This window comes from Pseudodesulfovibrio sp. (assembly GCF_028692895.1).
GTDB lineage: Bacteria > Desulfobacterota > Desulfovibrionia > Desulfovibrionales > Desulfovibrionaceae > Pseudodesulfovibrio.
The window spans coordinates 54,304-70,599 of record NZ_JAQUWN010000011.1; the positions used below are offsets into that span (position 1 = coordinate 54,304).

A 16,296-nucleotide genomic window follows, 5' to 3' on the forward strand; every position below is an offset into this window, starting at 1 on the left:
ATGAAAGGGCTGATCCGAACGATTCGTGGTCAGCGTCCCGGAAAAAAGCGGACCGAATAGCGTGAAACGCTAATGGAAGTGTGACGATTTTGCAAGCGCGCCGCCCGGTCCCGCAGCAAAAGAATCAAGGAAATTTGAGGTCATCCGCACATGCCGCCGACGCCGGATGGACCGGGGGCGGTCGGCGGCCGCGTTTTCCCCGCCTCGCCGAGCAGGCGGCATTCCCCGTGGCGGAAGCAGTCGGCCAGGTGGTCGTTGACCATGCCCACGGCCTGCATGAAGGCGTAGACGATGGTCGGACCGACAAAGCCGAAGCCGTACGACTTGAGAGCCTTGCTCATGGCCTGGGACTGCGCGGTCCGGGCCGGGGCCTCGGCCGGAGTGCGCCAGTGATTGACCACCTGGCGGCCGTCCACGAACCGCCACAGGAAGTCGCTGAACGAGCCCTCGCGCTCCATGATCTCCAGGTAGCCGCGCGCGTTGGCCACGGCCGCCCGGACCTTGAGCCGGTTGCGGATGACGCCGGGGTTCGCCAGCAGTTCCTCGATCTTGGCCTCGTCATAGCGGGCCATCCGTTCGGGGTCGAGCCCGTCGAAGGCCGCATAATACGACTCGCGGCGGCGCAGGATGGTGATCCAGCTCAGCCCGGCCTGGGCGCCGTCGAGGATGAGCTTGGCGAAGAGCTGGCGGTCGTCGTATTCCGGCACGCCCCACTCGCGGTCGTGGTAGTCCACGTAGAGCGGATCGTCGCCGCACCAGGGGCAGCGGATGATGTCGGCCATGCGGCTTCCCTCCCTCGGCGCACCCTAGCAGCGCGGCCCCGGCCTGACCATGCGTTTTTTGCCCGGTTCGTCCCCGTCGCCCATTGGCATATTCGGCCGCGCCGGGTACAGTGGTCCCATGCCGTTTCCCAGGAACCTGCCCCTCGAAGACGTCTTCGCCTCCATCGCGGACGGGCTTTTCACCGTGGATGCCGACTGGAACATCACGTACTTCAACGAGTCGGCCCAGCGCATCACCGGCGTGAGCTACGCCGAGGCCGTGGGCCGCAAGTGCTGGGACGTGTTCCGCTCCAGCCTGTGCGACGGCAACTGCGCCGTGGACCATTGCCTGCGCCGGGGCGTGAGCATCACCAACAAGTCCATCTTCATCATCAAGAACGACGGCAGCCGGCTGCCCGTGTCCATCTCCGCCTCGGCGCTGACCAACAGCGACGGCGAGGTGGTGGGCGGGGTCGAGACCTTTCGCGACCTGACCGAAATCCAGGCCATGCGCCGCAAGGTCAAGGACCTCTACCGGTTCGAGGACATCGTGGGCCACAGCCCGTCGCTCGACCGGATATTCCGCATCCTGCCCCAGGTCAGCTCCAGCCAGGCCACGACCCTGCTGCTCGGCGAGTCCGGCACGGGCAAGGAGCTCTTCGCCCGGGCCATCCACTCCCTGAGCCCGCGCCGGGACAAGCCCTTCGTGCCCGTCAACTGCGGGGCGCTGCCCGAAAACCTGTTGGAGAGCGAGCTCTTCGGCTACAAGGCCGGGGCCTTCACCGACGCCCGGCACGACAAGCCGGGGCGGCTGGAGATGGCCGAGGGCGGCACGGTCTTCCTGGACGAGATCGGCGACCTGCCCGGCCCGCTCCAGGTCAAGCTGCTCCGGTTTCTCCAGGAGAAGACCTTCGAGCCCCTGGGCGGGGTCGCGCCGGTGCGGGCGGACGTGCGCGTGGTGGCCGCCACCAATCGCGACCTGGAAAAGCGCGTGGCCGACGGCCGGTTCCGCCAGGATCTCTTCTACCGGCTCAACGTGGTCACCTTCCACCTGCCGCCCCTGCGCGAGCGGCGCGAGGACATTCCCCTGCTGGTGGAGCACTTCGTGGAGCAGTTCAACGCCATCCAGGGCAAGCAGGTCCAGGGCGTGAGCGAGGACGTGCTCCTGCTGCTCCTGCGCCACGACTTTCCCGGCAACGTCCGCGAGCTGGAGAACATCCTTGAATACGCCTTCATCCTCTGCTCCTCCGGGTTCATCCAGCAGGAACACCTGCCCGACTCCCTCCAGGCCGGGGCTGAACCCGCCGCCTCGGCCGGCGGCCTGCACGGCACTCTGGAGGAAATCAAGCGCCGCGCCGCACGCCACGCCGTGGAGCGCAACCAGGGCCGCCGCATGGCCGCCTGCCGCGAGCTGGGCATAACCAAGGACACCCTGCGCCGCCTTCTGGATTCCAAAGAGTAGGGCGTATTTTTCGCCCGCCCCCCGATTGCATGGGCGTTTTTTTAGCCGCAGTCTGGGTAAGGGGCTAAGGCAACATCCTTGATTTACAGGCTTTTTAGCGTGGCACGATCCATGCTCTCCTTTGTTCAGTCCGGCATGGGTCCCCGGGGAAGCACGGGTGCACATGACTCCTGAATCCCCCACGCGCATCTGCCTCGCGTGCTACAAGGACCGGCTGGCCTCCGTCTGCGAAAATGCGGACCGGTACAAGCTGTTTGACATACGTGACAACGATATTTACCCCGCAGGCCTCCTATCCCTTCCCTCAAAGGACCCTATGGACAGGACATCCGCCATACTGGCCTGCGGGGTATCTTATTTGTTGTGCGGGGCCATCGGGGCCGACACCCGCGCCCGGCTGGAACGCGCCGGGGTGGGCGTGCGTCCCTGGCTGACGGGCTCCGTGGCCCAGGCCGTTTCCGCCTTCCGCCGGGGCAACCTCGCCGATCTGGCCATGCCGGGTTGCAGACCGCGCCGGGAGGATATTTGACTTTTCCCGCGCGATGACTATTCCAGTCACGTTACCGGCCGCGCGGCCGGTCCAGCGAACCACCAAGCCGAGGGCGGGGCGACCCGCCGTCTCCAGGAGAACACAATGAGCGATTGCAGCGGATGCTCCTCTGCCGGGCCCGACGGCGGCTGCGCCAGCGCCACGGGATGCGACCAGAACCCTGACGCGAAACTGAAAAAGACCCTGGGCCGGATCAAGCACAAGATCGTGGTCATGTCCGGCAAGGGCGGCGTGGGCAAGTCCACCGTGGCCGCCAACCTCGCCGTGGCTCTCTCCCTGGCGGGCAAGAAGGTCGGCCTGCTGGACGTGGACGTCCACGGCCCGAGCATCCCCCGCCTGCTCGCCCTCAAGGGCCAGCAGCCGCACATGGGCGTGGACGTCATGGAGCCCGTCTCCTGGTCCAAGAACCTTTCCGTCATGTCCCTTGGCTTCCTGCTCCAGGACGACCGCCAGGCCGTGATCTGGCGCGGGCCGGTCAAGATCGGGCTGATAAAGCAGTTCGTGGAGGACGTCATGTGGGGCGACCTCGACTACCTGATCGTCGACTGCCCCCCCGGAACCGGCGACGAGCCGCTCTCCACCCTCCAGACCCTCGGCCCCACGGCCATGGCCGTCATCGTCACCACCCCCCAGGGCGTGGCCATCGACGACGTCCGCCGTTCCGTCTCCTTCGTGGGCGAAGTGGGCAACCGCGTGCTCGGCATCATCGAGAACATGTCCGGCTTCGCCTGCCCCAACTGCGGCGCGGTGCACAACATCTTCAACTCCGGCGGCGGCGAGGACCTGGCCAAGGAATCGGGCGTCCGTTTCCTGGGCCGCATCCCCCTGGACCCGGAAGTGGCGCGCTCCGGCGACGAGGGCTACCCCTTCATGAAGGTCCACCGCGACACGGCCACCGGCAAGGCCCTGGGCGAAATCATCGCCCCCATCCTCGCCTTGCCCGATCCGCCCGCGGCGGCCTAAGGCCTGCCCGCAAAGCGGCTTTCCCGAAATTCGACCCGTTTCCTCTTCGCCCTGTCCGGCCATGCCGGGCAGGGCGAATTTTTCGCCCAACCCTCTCTCCCTCCATTTGCGCACATCGCTTTTCCCCGGCGCGGAAATGTCGTATGTCATTTCCATGCCGCGCTACCTCAAACATCTGCTGACCGTGGTCACCCTGATCGTCCTGGCCGCCTTTCTGGCCTTCCTGCATGACTGCGTCGCCGGGCTGGCCGGTTTCGCGGGTCGCCTGAACCCGGCCTTCGAGCCGTGGGTCTTCTGGACCTTGGCCGGGCTGGTGGGCGGGCTGATCCTGTGGGGCGTGGGCCAGGTGCTCCTGCGGCCCCGGCCGCTCCTGCTCCACGCCGCGCCCACCGAGGCGGAAATGGCCGAGTTCCGCCGCGCCCTGGCCAAACGGCTGCGGGCCAACCCCGTGGTCCGCGAGGCCGGGATCGACGTGCGCGACGCGGCGGACCTGGAGCCCGCCCTGGCCCTGCTGGGCGAGCGGGCCGACGAGGAGATACGGGCCACGGGCAAGCGGGTCTTCATCGGCACGGCCCTGTCCCAGAACGGGCGGCTGGACGCCATGGTCGTCCTCTTCCTGGTCATGCGTCTGGTCTGGCGGCTGGCCCGGCTCTTCAACCAGCGGCCCCACCCGCGCGAGCTGATGAACCTCTACGCCAACATCGCGGCCACCACCTTCCTGGCGGGCTCGGTGGAGGACATCGGCATCGAGGAATACGTGCGCGAGCTCATGGCCCCGCTGGTGGGCGGCTCGGCCGTGGGGGCCCTGCCCGGCGCCCAGGCCATCGCCGGGGTCATCACCTCGTCGGTGCTGACCGGCTCCACCAACTGTCTGCTGACCCTGCGCTGCGGCATCATCGCCCGCAACTACCTCTCCCTCTCCCTGGACGGCCGGGGGGCCATGCGCCGCAACGCGACCATCGAAGCGGCCCGCATGTTCATGGGCCTGAGCACCGGCACCGTGGCCTACGTGACCAAGGTCCTGGTCAAGGGCTCCACCGGCGCGCTCAGGAGCGGCACGTCCAAGGTCGTCCACGGCGTGGGCGACGCCATCACCGGCACGGCCGGGAAGGTGGGCGGCACGGCGGGCAGCGTGATCCGCTCCGGCCGGGACACGGTCCGGCGCGTCACCGACGCGTTCAAGCGGCCGCCCAAGTAGATCCTGGCAAAAAAGGCTGGACAACTCGTCGAATCCGGGCTGTATTGCGATCATGAATGGCTACCATTGGGGAACCGCTGGAAACGACAGGGCATCGGCGTTGCGATTCCTTCTCCTCGTCCTGGGCTTTCTCCTGCTGTTTCCCGCGCCGGGCTCCTGCGCCTCGCTCCGCGTGGTCACGGAGGAATGGCCGCCCTACAACTACGCCGAAAACGGGGCCGCCGCCGGGCTGGTCACCGCAGTGGTCCGCGCCGCGCTGGACCGGGCCGGGCTCGACTACACCATCAAGGTCCTGCCCTGGGCCAGAGCCTATTCCCTGGCCCTGCACGACCCGAACGTCCTGCTCTACAGCACGCTCAAGCTTCCGGAGCGGGAGCCGCACTTCCACTGGGTGCGCCTGGACGGGCTCGGGGTCGAGATGCACCTCTTCCGCCCCCGGCACCGGAGAGACATCCGCATAGGGACCCTTGACGACGCCAAGGCCTACCGCGTGGGCCTCACCCGCGACTCCGCCCCGCACCACTTCCTGCTCCGGCAAGGCTTCCAGGAGGGGGTCAATCTCTTCCCGGTCAGCGACGAGCTGCTCAACGTCCGCAAATCCGAGCCCGGCAACAACCGCATCGACCTGACCACCGGCGACCCCCTCTCCCAGGGCTACCGGCTGCGCCAGGCGGGCCTGCCCGCCGACTACTGGGTCCGGGTCCTCCCGCTCTTCAGCACGGACATCTACATGGCCTTCAGCCTCGCCACCCCGCCCGAGACGGTCGAGCGGGTCCGCGCGGCGCTCCGCCAGCTCCGCGACGAGGGGTTCATCGACGCGACCCGCGACGGCTACCTCCGGCGGCTCGCGCCGTAGGACCCCCCGAAAACGAGAAAGGCCTCCTTGCGGAGGCCTGGATTTTCTCGGTGCAAAAAAAGGAAGGTGTTCTCCCTATAGCACGCGGCGTGCCAAAGCCCGGCACGCCGCGAATGTTTTTTATTTATCCTTGTATTCCTGGATGTTGGCGCGCAACAAAAAACGACCGGTCCACTGCGGTGCGGGCCGGTCGGGTTCAAGAATTTCTACTTTGCGGGAATGCGGCAGCCAGGGGGACAAAAATTTCAACCCGTCCGCCCGCGGTCTCGTGCGGGGTTATCCGCCGATCTTGAAGAACAGGCTGGCCTGGGTGCAGCAGCCGGAGAAGCCGAGGGCCTTGTATACCTTTTCCATGCACACGGCCTCGCGCACCACGCCCGCCAGGTGGTCCAGGGCGTCCTCCAGGTCGAAGCGGACCTGGACGCGCTCCAGGGGCGCGAGCCCCTTGTCCATGCGCAACTGGTCGATGAACCAGCGCCGGAACTCGTCGGCGTCGAACAGGCCGTGCAGGTAGGTGCCCCAGACCCGGCCGTCCGCGCGGGTGAAGCCCAGGGGCTGGCCCTCCATGTCGCGGATGGCCACGCGCAGCCGGTCCGAGAGCGGGCGGGTCTGGCCATGGTGGATCTCGTAGCCGTTGACCCGGTGGCCGGACTTGGCGTGCACGCCCCAGGTCCGGGTCAGGGTCTTCTCCGGGGCCAGGGTGGTCTGGACCGGCAGCAGGCCGAACCCGTCCACGCGAGTGGACTCGGACTCCAGCCCGTAGGGGTCGTCCACCTGCTCGCCCAGCATCTGGAACCCGCCGCAGATGCCCACCACCCGCGTTTTGTGCCCGTCGTTCGCCAGCTCGCGGATGGCGGCGGCCACGCCCGCGCCGCGCAGGGCCTTCATGTCCGGCACCGTGGACTTGGAGCCGGGGATGATCACCGCGTCCGGCGTGCCGATGTCGCGCGCGTTCTCGACCACGCGCACCCGCACGTCCGGCTCGGCGAAGAGCGGGTCGATGTCGTTGAAATTCGAGATGCGCGGCAGGTCGATGACCACCACGTCCACGCACTGATCCTCGGGCAGCTTGTCCGCCTCGGGCCGGAACCCCTCCTTGAAGGAGACCGAGTCCTCCTCGGGCAACCCCAGGGAATGAATGTAGGGCACCGTGCCCAGGACCGGCCGTCCGGTGTGCTCGAACATCTGGCCGAAGGCCGGTTCCAGCAGCGACGGGTCGCCCCGGAACCGGTTGATGACGAATCCCTCCACCAGGTCGCGTTCGGCCGGGGTGAGCAGGTTCATGGTCCCGACCATGGAGGCGAAGACGCCGCCCCGGTCGATGTCGCCCGCCAGGAGCACGCGGGCGTCCGCGTACCGGGCCATGGCCATGTTCACGATGTCGTGGTGCTTGAGGTTGACCTCGGCCGGGCTGCCCGCGCCCTCCAGGACCATGATGTCGTGCTCGTTGGCCAGGGAGTCGTAGGCCGCCTTGACCGCTTCCCAGGCGCGCGGCTTGTAGCGCACGTACTCGGTGACGCTCATGTTGCCCACGGGCCGGCCCATGACGATGACCTGGGAGCCCACGTCCGACCCCGGCTTGAGCAGGACCGGGTTCATGCGCACGTCCGGCTTCATGCGGCAGGCCATGGCCTGGGTCACCTGGGCCCGGCCCATTTCGCCGCCCTGGTCGGTGACGTAGGAGTTGAGCGACATGTTCTGGGCCTTGAACGGGGCCACGTTGTACCCGTCCTGGAGAAAGATGCGGCAGAACGCCGCCGCCAGCACCGACTTGCCCGCGTTGGAGCTGGTGCCCTGGAGCATCAGGGCCGGGGTGCGCCGGGTCCGCCGGACCACCGGGGCGCGGCCCACGCCGCTGATCGTCTCCAGCGCCTTGATGAGCCGCTCGTTGGCGTCCGCGTCGCGCACGGCCACCCGGAACCAGGCGTTGTCCAGGCCCGCGTAGTTGCCGCACAGCCGGATGGCGATGCGGTGCTCGACGAGCAGCCGCTCGTAGAGCGGCACGGCGTCCATGCCCACGCGCTCCACCCGGCAGAGCAGGTAGTTGGCCGCGCCCGGCATGACCTTGAGCCCCGGCACCTGGCGCAGTCCGGCGGCCAGGTTTTCACGCAGGAGCGCGGTCTGCTCGCGGGTGCGGGCCGCATAGCGCCCGTCGCGCAGGCAGCGCGCCCCCACCCGCTGGGCCAGGGTGTTCACCGACCAGGCGGGCAGCGCCTGCTTGAGCCGCAGCATCACGTCCGGGTCGCCGAAGGCCAGGCCAAGGCGCAGCCCCGGAATGGCGTAGAATTTGGTCAGGGAGAGGACGGTGACCACGTTGGACGGCCGGTTGCGGATCAGCCGGTCCGCGTCCTCGGGCAGGAACTCGGCGAAGGACTCGTCCACCACGAACCGGCAGCGCGGGAACATGGACGCCACCTCGCGCAGGTCCGCCGCCGAAAAGGTCGCGCCCGTGGGGTTGTTCGGGCTGCACAGGAAGACCAGGGAGGGCGTGGTCAGCAGCGGGCCCATGGCCGGAAAGTCGATCTTGAGGTCGTCGGTGAGCGGCGGCTCCACCACGGGCAGCCGGTGGGCCTTGCAGGCCCGGGCGTAGTCCACGTAGGTGGGCGAGGGAATGACCGCCTGGCGGTACCCGCCCAGCCCGGCCAGGGCGAAGAGCAGCTCGGACGCGCCGTTGCCCGCCACCACCTGGGTGGGCCAGACCTTGTACCGCTCGGACGCGGCCATGACCAGGTCGTAGCTGTCCGGGTCCGGGTAGGCGTCCACGTCGCGCAGCGCCTGGCCCACCACCTGGCCCAGCCAGGGCGGCGGGCCCAGGGGATTCACGTTCACCGAAAAATCGAGCAGCTCCTCGGGCAGGCAGCCCGCCTGCTCGGCCATGCGCCGCACGTTGCCGCCGTGGGCGAACCGCTGCTCGTCGAGTATGTCGGGAAGGCCCGCGAAAAGGGATTGCTTCTCCATGGCTCCGCCATCACCGCCGCGCCCGGCCGTTCCCGCTCGCCCGGTGCGGTCGCTGAAGTCTAGATTTTTTTGAGACTCTTTCCCTCCTACCCGGAAAGCCACCCGGGCACAAGGGGAAACGGTGCGGAACCCGGGAGAAGCCAAAGGGGCGTTGCGGGCGAACGGGGTTTGGCATACGGTGGCTGATCGATCAAGCCACCAAGGAGATTTTTGCATGCAACTCATATCCAAACAGATGACCGGCTACATGTCCAACTCGTCCTGGATCAGGAAGATGTTCGAGGAAGGCATCCGCATGAAGGCCCAGTTCGGCGAGGAGAACGTCTACGACTTCAGCCTCGGCAACCCGGACCTGCCGCCGCCTGCCGCCGTGAAGCAGGCCCTGTGCGAGATCGCCGACCAGGCCGACCAGCCCTTTTTCATGGGCTACATGCCCAACTTCGGCTACCCCCACGTGCGCGAGAAGCTGGCCGTGGAGGTCTCCAAGGAGCAGGGCGTGGACGTGCCCGCCGACTGCCTGGTCATCACCTGCGGCGCGGCCGGCGCGCTGAACTCGACCTTCCGCGCCGTGCTGGAGCCCGGCGACGAGGTCGTCACCCCGGCCCCCTATTTTGTGGAGTACGGTTTTTACGCCGAAAACTTCGGGGCCCGCCTGGTCCCGGTCAAGTCCAAGCCGCTGACCTTCGAGCTGGACCTGGAGGGCATCGACGCGGCCATCAACGACAAGACCCGCGTCATCATCATCAACTCGCCCAACAACCCCACGGGCGCGATCTATTCCCGCGCCGAGCTGGAGGCCCTGGCCGCCATCCTGCAAAAGCACAACGCCAAGCGCGGCCGGCCCATCTACATCCTGGCCGACGAGCCCTACCGCTTCCTGGCCTTTGACGGCGCCGAGGTCCCGAGCCTGCTCTCCATCTACCCCTACACCATCGTCTGCTCGTCGTTCTCCAAGAACCTGTCCATGGCGGGCGGCCGGGTGGGCTACGCGCTGATAAACCCGGCCATCGAGGATCGCGGCCCGCTGGTGGCGGCCGTGGTCATGGCCAACCGCATCCTGGGCTTCGTCAACGCCCCGGCCCTGGCCCAGAAGCTGCTGCACAAGGCGCTCGGCTCGTCGGTGGACGCCGGCGTCTACGACACCCGGCGCAAGGCCATGGCCTCGGTCCTGGACAACGCGGGCTACAAGTACACCATGCCGCGCGGCGCGTTCTACTTTTTCCCCGAAGCGCCGGGCGGCGACGACGTCAAGTTCTGCGCCACCCTGCAGAACGAACGCATCCTGGCCGTGCCCGGCACGGGCTTCGGCTATCCCGGCTATTTCCGCCTGGCCTTCTGCGTCAGCGAAAAAGTCATCCTGGGAGCCAAGGAGGGGTTTGCCGAGGCCATGAAGAAGGCCTAGGCAGACCAGGGGGGGAACCCGAAAGCGAAAGCAGGCGGCGTCCGTCCGAAAGGACGTGCGCCGCCTTTTTCGTTATCTCGGGATTTGGGTGAAAAGGGAAGGAAAAGACACAAGGCGGGTGAGCTTTCTTTGCCCTTTGCCCCCGCCGAAACCGAAAGGAAAAGGGCCGGAGCGTTGCCGCCCCGGCCCTTTGGTCATTTCGGATTCCGGCCTAGTCGTACTCGACGGCCGAGAACTTCATCAGCGAATTCCAGTTGTGGATGGCCTCCACGTACCGAATGGTGCCGGTCTTGCCGCGCATGACCAGCGAGGAGGTCTCGGCCCCGTGGCCGTGGTACGACACGCCCTTGAGGAAGGTGCCGCCGGAGATGCCCGTGGCCGCGAAGAACAGGTCCTCGGACCGGACCAGGTCGCTGACCGTCAGCACGCGGCGCACGTCCATGCCGAACTCGGCAAGGGCGTTCTTCTCGTCCTGTTTCTGCGGGTCGAGCTTGGCGAACATCTCGCCGCCCATGATCCGGATGGCGATGGCCGAGAGCACGCCTTCGGGGGTGCCGCCGGTGCCCATCATCACGTCCACCTCGCAGCGCGGGTCGATGGCCATGAGCGAGCCGGTGATGTCGCCGTCGGTATGCAGTTGGATGCGCGCGCCCGCCTCGCGGATGTCGGAGATGAGCTTCTTGTGGCGCGGCTTGTCCAGAACGAAGACGACCAGGTCGTCCACGTCCTTGTCCAGGGCGCGGGCGATGAGTTTCAGGTTGTGGCCGGTGGGGGCCTCGATGTCCACCACGTCCTTGGCGTGGGCGGGCACGACCAGCTTCTGCATGTAGAAGCTCGGGCCCGGATCGAACATGGACCCGGCGGGGGCCACGCCGACCACCGAGATGGCGTTGGGACGGCCGTTGGCGAGCAGGTTGGTGCCCTCCAGCGGGTCCACGGCGATGTCGACCTTGGGGCCGATGCCCATGCCGAGTTTCTCGCCGTTGAAGAGCATGGGCGCGTCGTCCTTCTCGCCTTCGCCGATCATCACCTGGCCTTCGATCTCCAGGGTGTTGAAGCACAGCCGCATGGCGTCCACGGCGGCCTGGTCGGCGGCAATCTTGTCGCCCTTGCCGAGCCAGCGGGCGCAGGCGAGCGCCGCGGCTTCAGTGACGCGGACAAGGTCCAGGGCAAGGTTTTTCTGAGGGGCTTCCATGATCATTCTCCTAGAATTTCTCCCGAATCATTCGGGCAAAGTTTTCGGGCGTGAAGCCGTACTTGTCGGACAGGACCTTGCCCGGCGCGCTGGCGCCGAAATGGTCCACCCCGAGGACGACACCGCCCAGGCCGACGTACTTGTACCACCCGTCGGTGCGGCCTGCCTCGGCCGCCGCGCGGGCGGTGACTTCCGGCGGCAATACGGCATTCTTATACGTTTCCGGCTGGCCGTCAAACAACTTGGCGGACGGCATGGAGACCACGCGCACCCTGCGTTTGAACAGCTTGGCGGTCTCAAGGGCCAGCGACACCTCGGAGCCCGAGGCGATAAGGATCAAATCCGGGGTCCCGTCGCAGTCGCGCAGCACGTAGCCGCCTTTGCGCGGGCCGTCGACCACCGCCGGATACTCGGCCGGGTCGAGGGTGGGCAGGTTCTGGCGGGTCAGGAAGAGGACCGAGGGGTGCTTCTCCTGCCTGAGGGCCACGTCCAGGCACACGGCGGTCTCGTTGGCGTCGGCCGGGCGCAGGTCGATGAGCTCCGGGATGAGCCGCAGCGAGCTGACGTGCTCGATGGGCTGGTGGGTCGGGCCGTCCTCGCCCACCCAGAAGGAATCGTGGGTGAAGACGTAGAGGACCGGCAGCTCCTGGAGCGCGGACATGCGGATGGCGTTGCGGCAGTAATCGGAAAAGGTCAGGAAGGTCGCTCCGAAGGGCATCAGGCCGCCGTGCAGTTGGATGCCGTTCATGATGGCGGCCATGGGGAACTCGCGCACGCCGAAGGCGAGGTTGCGCGCGCCGTAGCCGTCCACCGCGAAGTCGCCGTAGGTGGCGCGGAACTTGGCGGTCTGGTTGGACGGATCGAGGTCGGCCGAGCCGCCCACCAGGGTGGGCAGGGAGTCCATGACCGCGTTCAGGCAGGTGCCCCAGGCCACGCGGGTGGCCATGGACTGGCCGGGCTCGAAGGACGGCCAGGCGATTTGCAGTTCCGGGCGGGGGCGGGTGACGTGGCCCCACATCTCGGCGAAGGCGCTGTCGGCGGCGAGCTTGGAGTCCACGGCCTTCTTCCAGTCCGCGGCCTTGGCCCGCAGACCGTCGAACCGGGCGCGGAAGCCGTCCAGGACGTCGGTCGGGACGTGGAAGGATTCGGACTCGGGCAGGCCGAGCTTCTTCTTGGTGGCCGCGATCTCGTCGGCCTTGAGGGGCTCGCCGTGGGTCTTGTGGTTGCCCTCCATGGTGGCGCAGCCCTTGGCCATGGTGGTGTGGCCGATAATCAGGGTCGGCTTGGCCGTCTCGGCCCGGCCCGCCTTGATGGCCGCGCGGATTTCGTCGTGGTTGTGGCCGTCCACTTCGATGACCTGCCAGCAGAGCCCTTCGAAGACCTTGCGGTGGTCGGTGCAGTCCACCTTGGCGCAGGGGCCGGCCAACTGGACCTTGTTGGAGTCGTAGTAGACGATGAGCTTGCCGAGCCCCCACAGACCGGCCAGCGAGGCCGCGCCCAGGGCCACGGGCTCCTGGATGTCGCCGTCGCTGGACAGGACGTAGGTATAGTGGTCCATGGCGTCCGGGCCCAGCTTCTCGCGCAGGAAGGCCTCGGCCGAGGCGAAGCCCACGGACATGGCGAAGCCCTGGCCGAGCGGGCCGGTGGTGGCCTCCACGCCCGGGGTGACGTGCACCTCGGGATGGCCGGGGGTCAGCGAGCCGAGCTGGCGGAACTGCTTGAGGTCGTCCATGGAGACGAACCCGCACAGGTGCAGCAGGCTGTAGAGCAGCATGGACTCATGACCAGCGGACAGGATGAACCGGTCGCGGTTGAACCATCCGGCGTCGTCCGGGTTGAAGTTGAGGAATTCGGAGAAGAGGATGGTGGCGTAATCGGTGGAGGACATTGCCCCGCCGGGATGGCCGGAGTTGGCCTTGGCGACGCCGTCCATGATCAGCCCCTTGACCACGGCGATGGTTTTTTCCGTTGCGGTGCTCATTGGTAAGACCCTTTGTTCGTATTATTTTTTGGCCAGGGAATCGATGAGGTCGATGCGCCGCTGATGCCGCTCGCCCCCGAATCCGGTTTCCAGAAAAGCTTTGAGTATGCCGAGGGCGACGCCCAGGCCGGTGACCCGCTCGCCCAGGCACAGGACGCGGGCGTCGTTGTGCTCGCGGGCCATGCGGGCGTGGTACTCGTTGGTGCACAGGGCCGCGCGCACGCCCAGGCGGTTGGCGGTCATGGTCATGCCCTGGCCGGTGCCGCAGATGAGCACGCCGAGCTTGGCGTCGTCCGCCTTGACCAGGTCCACGACCTTGGCCGCGTACACGGGATAGTCGCAGGAATCGAGGCAGTCCGGGCCCTGGTCCAGGACTTCGTAGCCCCACTCGCCAAGCGCCTTGATGCAGGCCTGCTTGAGGTGGAAGCCGCCGTGGTCGGAGCCGATGACGATGGTTTTCACGTTGGTTACTCTCCGGTTCGGTCGTTGCCGGTTTGGCCGTCGGCCTCGGGCCGCAGCTTGGACATGCGCTCCTCGCGGTCACGCGCCAGCTCGCTTCGCAGGGTGGCGATCTCTTCCTTGAGGAAGGCGATCTGCTTCAGGCAGAGGTCCTTTTCCTCCATCCTGCCCCTGGGGGCCTCGGCGATGCGTCCGAGGGAGGCATATTCCCTCTCCAGCTCTTTTTCAAGCCTGCCGGTCTCGAACCGCCCGAGCACGGTGCGGGTCAGCCATTTGATCTCCGCCAGCCATGTTTTCAGGCCGAGCAGAAAAACGTCCAGAATCGATTCGTCGGTGGTTGCGCGCGTCATCGGTCTTCCTCGTATATCACGGGAATGTCGCCATTCCCTGCGGATTTCGCCCCGCTGTCAAGCCGGCGGGAAACAGTGCCGTCCGGCAGGGCGAGGTCCAGCGCCCTCGCGGGCCAGGGGGCCAGTTTAAGCGCTCGGGAGCGGATGCGCAAGACGCCGGTTTCCCCGTCCTCCAGGACGAGGCTCAGCCGCTCGGGCAGCGGCGGCTTGCCCCCCACGGATTCGCCGTAGCTGTTGATCTCCAGGGTCCAGTTCCGGGCGGTGACGCCGTTTTTGGCGGTCCGGCCCTTGAGCCGCACGGGGCGGCCCGACGGGTCCAGGGTGATCTCGGTGACCAGCCCGTTCCTGATGGCGAAGCGGCAGCCCGAGCCGTCGCACACGGCCTTGCCCGGCACCCGGGGCAGAAGGCCCGAAAAATCGCCCGCCGTGACCCTGGCCAGTTCGGTCAGGGAAAAGGGAAAGGGCATGCCCAGCCGGGTGGCCCCGAGCACGGGGTCGGCGTGGGTGAAGGCCTTGCCCTCGGTGGGATAGTAGACCAGCAGGCCGTGGTCGTCCTCGCGGATGTGGGCCAGGAGCTTGCCCATGCCTGCGGCCAGGTCGAGGCGCATGGGGCCCGAGAAGTCGCCCCACAGGGTGACCAGGGTGCGGTTGGTCCGCCGCACGGGCGTGGTGCGGGTGTAGTAGAGGGAGGCCTTGACCAGCAGGCCGGGCGCGGCGGCGGGGACGCAGTAGTTGCTGCGGAAGGCGGTCCAGGCCGAGGCGGGCGCGCCGGGCGCGAGGTCCCCGCCGCGCTTGGGCGTGCAGCCGGGCAGGGCCGGCAGCAACAGGACGGCCAGCAGCAGGAGCGCCGGCGGCAGGGCGGGCCGCGCCGCGCCGGAAAGCGTCAGCCGGAGGGGGCGGATCATAATCCCTTGAGCTTCTTTCGGACCTCGGCGGGACGCGGGGTCTTGTACTTCAGGGAGTAGTTGTATCCCTTGCGTGCCTCCCTGGTCTTGCCCATGGCCTTCGCGATGTCGCCGTAGTGCTCCCACAGGGTCGGGTCGTCATCCACGATGTCCACGGCGTAGCCGATGTTCTCCCACGCCTTGTCGTAGGACTGCATCCGGTAGTGCACCCAGGCCACGGAATCGAGGATGAACCCGCTCTCGGGCTCCAGGACGGCGGCCTTTTCCACCAGGACCAGGGCGCGCGCTAGGTCGCGTCCCTCCTCGGCCAGGGTGTAGCCCACGTAATTCAGGGCGTTGGCGTCGTCCGGGTGGGAGCGGACCACCTGTTCCATCATCTCCAGTCCCTCGGCGCGGCGGCCGGTGCGGTCCAGGAGCAGGGCCAGCTCGTAGGTGAGCTGCGGGTTGCCCGGCAGCCGGGCCAGCCCGTCGCGCAGGGGCTTCTCGGCCCCGGCCAGGTCGCCCTCGCCCGCGTGCAGGGAGGATTCCAGGACGTAGAAAATGACGCCGTCCGGGAAGAGTCGGCGCCCCTCGGCCGCGATGGACAGGGCCTTCGGGGTGTCGCCCTCGGCGTGATAAATCTGGGCCTTGAAGCGCAGGGCGTGGGGATAGAGCTTGTCGTCCTTGCCGACCTTGTCCAGGTAGCCCAAGGCCTTGGCCGGGTCTTTCTCGCCCTCGTCGGCGATGACCGCCTTGTAGAAATAGTATTCGGCAGGGACCTCGCCGCCCACGGCCAGCATGTCGAGCACGGTGGAGCCCTGGGCGTAGAAGTCCTCGTTGATGAACATCAGGGTGGCGTCGAGGATGAAGGACTTGGTGTGCGGGCCCTCCAGGGCGATCTTCAGGGCTCGGTCCGGGTTGTTCAGCTTGAGGTTCAGGTTGACCAGGCGGAGCCGGGCCTCGGGAAAGGCGTCCTGCTCCAGGATGCGCGTGTAGGCCTTTTCGGCGGCCACGTAGTCCTTGGCCAGCTCATACTGGTAGGCCAGCTCCACCAGCGCCTCGGTGAAGCCGGGGTCCAGCTCCACGGCCCGCTTCAGGCTGGTGATGGCCGCCTTGCGCATGCCGAGGCTCGCCTGGACGCGGCCCATGGTGTAGAGCGCGTCCGGGCTGCGCTTTTCGGGCGGAATCTTCTTGAGCAGGTCCAGGGCCCGGGGATTGCGGTCCGCGTCCATGAGCATCTGGGCGAGCCGCTCGGTGGCCTCCACCGCGTCGCCGTG

Annotated in this window: 14 protein-coding genes; 6 read left to right on the forward strand and 8 right to left on the reverse strand. The window is 67.5% G+C overall.

All coding sequences use genetic code 11. The annotated features are described in order from the left end of the window. Positions 1-140: 140 nt before the first annotated feature. On the reverse strand, positions 141-782 hold the full coding sequence (locus PHP91_RS04575; protein ID WP_300137509.1) for a DNA-3-methyladenine glycosylase I: 642 nt from the start codon (positions 780-782) through the stop codon (positions 141-143). Positions 783-900: 118 nt separating this feature from the next. Between PHP91_RS04575 and PHP91_RS04580 the strand changes: the two genes are divergently transcribed. The 5 genes from PHP91_RS04580 to PHP91_RS04600 all read left to right on the forward strand — a co-directional run bounded on the left by PHP91_RS04580 (position 901) and on the right by PHP91_RS04600 (position 5,790). Further along, the gene (locus PHP91_RS04580; RefSeq protein ID WP_300137511.1) at positions 901-2,223 is read left to right on the forward strand and encodes a sigma 54-interacting transcriptional regulator; all 1,323 of its coding nucleotides are present in this window, start codon (positions 901-903) and stop codon (positions 2,221-2,223) included. 316 nt (positions 2,224-2,539) lie between these two features. Continuing rightward, entirely contained in the window at positions 2,540-2,752 is a 213-nt protein-coding gene (locus PHP91_RS04585) for a hypothetical protein (RefSeq protein ID WP_300137514.1), read from the forward strand. A 105-nt stretch (positions 2,753-2,857) separates the two neighbouring features. Then, complete coding sequence (locus PHP91_RS04590; RefSeq protein WP_300137517.1) at positions 2,858-3,736, forward strand: Mrp/NBP35 family ATP-binding protein; 879 nt, start codon at positions 2,858-2,860, stop codon at positions 3,734-3,736. A 136-nt stretch (positions 3,737-3,872) separates the two neighbouring features. Further along, positions 3,873-4,934, forward strand: coding sequence for a DUF697 domain-containing protein (locus tag PHP91_RS04595; RefSeq protein ID WP_300137520.1), 1,062 nt, complete (start codon positions 3,873-3,875; stop codon positions 4,932-4,934). Between the two features lie 100 nt (positions 4,935-5,034). After that, positions 5,035-5,790, forward strand: coding sequence for a transporter substrate-binding domain-containing protein (locus PHP91_RS04600; RefSeq protein WP_300137523.1), 756 nt, complete (start codon positions 5,035-5,037; stop codon positions 5,788-5,790). Positions 5,791-6,066: 276 nt separating this feature from the next. On the opposite strand, the gene PHP91_RS04605 is transcribed toward PHP91_RS04600, so the two are convergent. After that, positions 6,067-8,748: a cobyric acid synthase gene (locus tag PHP91_RS04605; RefSeq protein WP_300137526.1), complete on the reverse strand. Its 2,682-nt coding sequence runs from the start codon at positions 8,746-8,748 to the stop codon at positions 6,067-6,069. Positions 8,749-8,962: 214 nt separating this feature from the next. On the opposite strand from PHP91_RS04605, the gene PHP91_RS04610 reads away from it, so the two are divergent. Further along, positions 8,963-10,150, forward strand: coding sequence for a pyridoxal phosphate-dependent aminotransferase (locus tag PHP91_RS04610; protein ID WP_300137529.1), 1,188 nt, complete (start codon positions 8,963-8,965; stop codon positions 10,148-10,150). A gap of 211 nt (positions 10,151-10,361) precedes the next feature. Here PHP91_RS04610 and glpX read toward each other — a convergent pair whose 3' ends face one another. The 6 genes from glpX to PHP91_RS04640 form a co-directional block, all read right to left on the reverse strand. Further along, entirely contained in the window at positions 10,362-11,345 is a 984-nt protein-coding gene (glpX, locus tag PHP91_RS04615) for a class II fructose-bisphosphatase (protein WP_300137532.1), read from the reverse strand. Positions 11,346-11,355: 10 nt separating this feature from the next. Next, complete coding sequence (tkt, locus tag PHP91_RS04620) at positions 11,356-13,326, reverse strand: transketolase (protein WP_300137535.1); 1,971 nt, start codon at positions 13,324-13,326, stop codon at positions 11,356-11,358. 21 nt (positions 13,327-13,347) lie between these two features. Further along, positions 13,348-13,788 (reverse strand): ribose 5-phosphate isomerase B, encoded by a 441-nt coding sequence (gene rpiB, locus PHP91_RS04625; protein WP_300137538.1) that lies wholly within the window; start codon positions 13,786-13,788, stop codon positions 13,348-13,350. A gap of 5 nt (positions 13,789-13,793) precedes the next feature. Then, positions 13,794-14,135, reverse strand: coding sequence for a hypothetical protein (locus PHP91_RS04630; RefSeq protein ID WP_300137540.1), 342 nt, complete (start codon positions 14,133-14,135; stop codon positions 13,794-13,796). Further along, complete coding sequence (locus tag PHP91_RS04635; protein WP_300137542.1) at positions 14,132-15,040, reverse strand: hypothetical protein; 909 nt, start codon at positions 15,038-15,040, stop codon at positions 14,132-14,134. The genes PHP91_RS04630 and PHP91_RS04635 overlap by 4 nt, the downstream gene beginning before the upstream one ends. Then, on the reverse strand, positions 15,037-16,296 hold a 1,260-nt coding region (locus PHP91_RS04640), incomplete at its 5' end, for a tetratricopeptide repeat protein (protein WP_300137545.1). The genes PHP91_RS04635 and PHP91_RS04640, both read right to left, overlap by 4 nt.

Excerpts from the sequence above, each read along its gene's own strand:
- PHP91_RS04575 (WP_300137509.1), bottom strand. The coding sequence starts at position 782 with ATGGCCGACATCATCCGCTGCCCCTGGTGCGGCGACGATCCGCTCTAC.
- PHP91_RS04580 (WP_300137511.1), top strand. The coding sequence starts at position 901 with ATGCCGTTTCCCAGGAACCTGCCCCTCGAAGACGTCTTCGCCTCCATC.
- PHP91_RS04585 (WP_300137514.1), top strand. The coding sequence starts at position 2,540 with ATGGACAGGACATCCGCCATACTGGCCTGCGGGGTATCTTATTTGTTG.
- PHP91_RS04590 (WP_300137517.1), top strand. The coding sequence starts at position 2,858 with ATGAGCGATTGCAGCGGATGCTCCTCTGCCGGGCCCGACGGCGGCTGC.
- PHP91_RS04595 (WP_300137520.1), top strand. The coding sequence starts at position 3,873 with ATGTCGTATGTCATTTCCATGCCGCGCTACCTCAAACATCTGCTGACC.
- PHP91_RS04605 (WP_300137526.1), bottom strand. The coding sequence starts at position 8,748 with ATGGAGAAGCAATCCCTTTTCGCGGGCCTTCCCGACATACTCGACGAG.
- PHP91_RS04610 (WP_300137529.1), top strand. The coding sequence starts at position 8,963 with ATGCAACTCATATCCAAACAGATGACCGGCTACATGTCCAACTCGTCC.
- glpX (WP_300137532.1), bottom strand. The coding sequence starts at position 11,345 with ATGGAAGCCCCTCAGAAAAACCTTGCCCTGGACCTTGTCCGCGTCACT.
- tkt (WP_300137535.1), bottom strand. The coding sequence starts at position 13,326 with ATGAGCACCGCAACGGAAAAAACCATCGCCGTGGTCAAGGGGCTGATC.
- PHP91_RS04630 (WP_300137540.1), bottom strand. The coding sequence starts at position 14,135 with ATGACGCGCGCAACCACCGACGAATCGATTCTGGACGTTTTTCTGCTC.
- PHP91_RS04635 (WP_300137542.1), bottom strand. The coding sequence starts at position 15,040 with ATGATCCGCCCCCTCCGGCTGACGCTTTCCGGCGCGGCGCGGCCCGCC.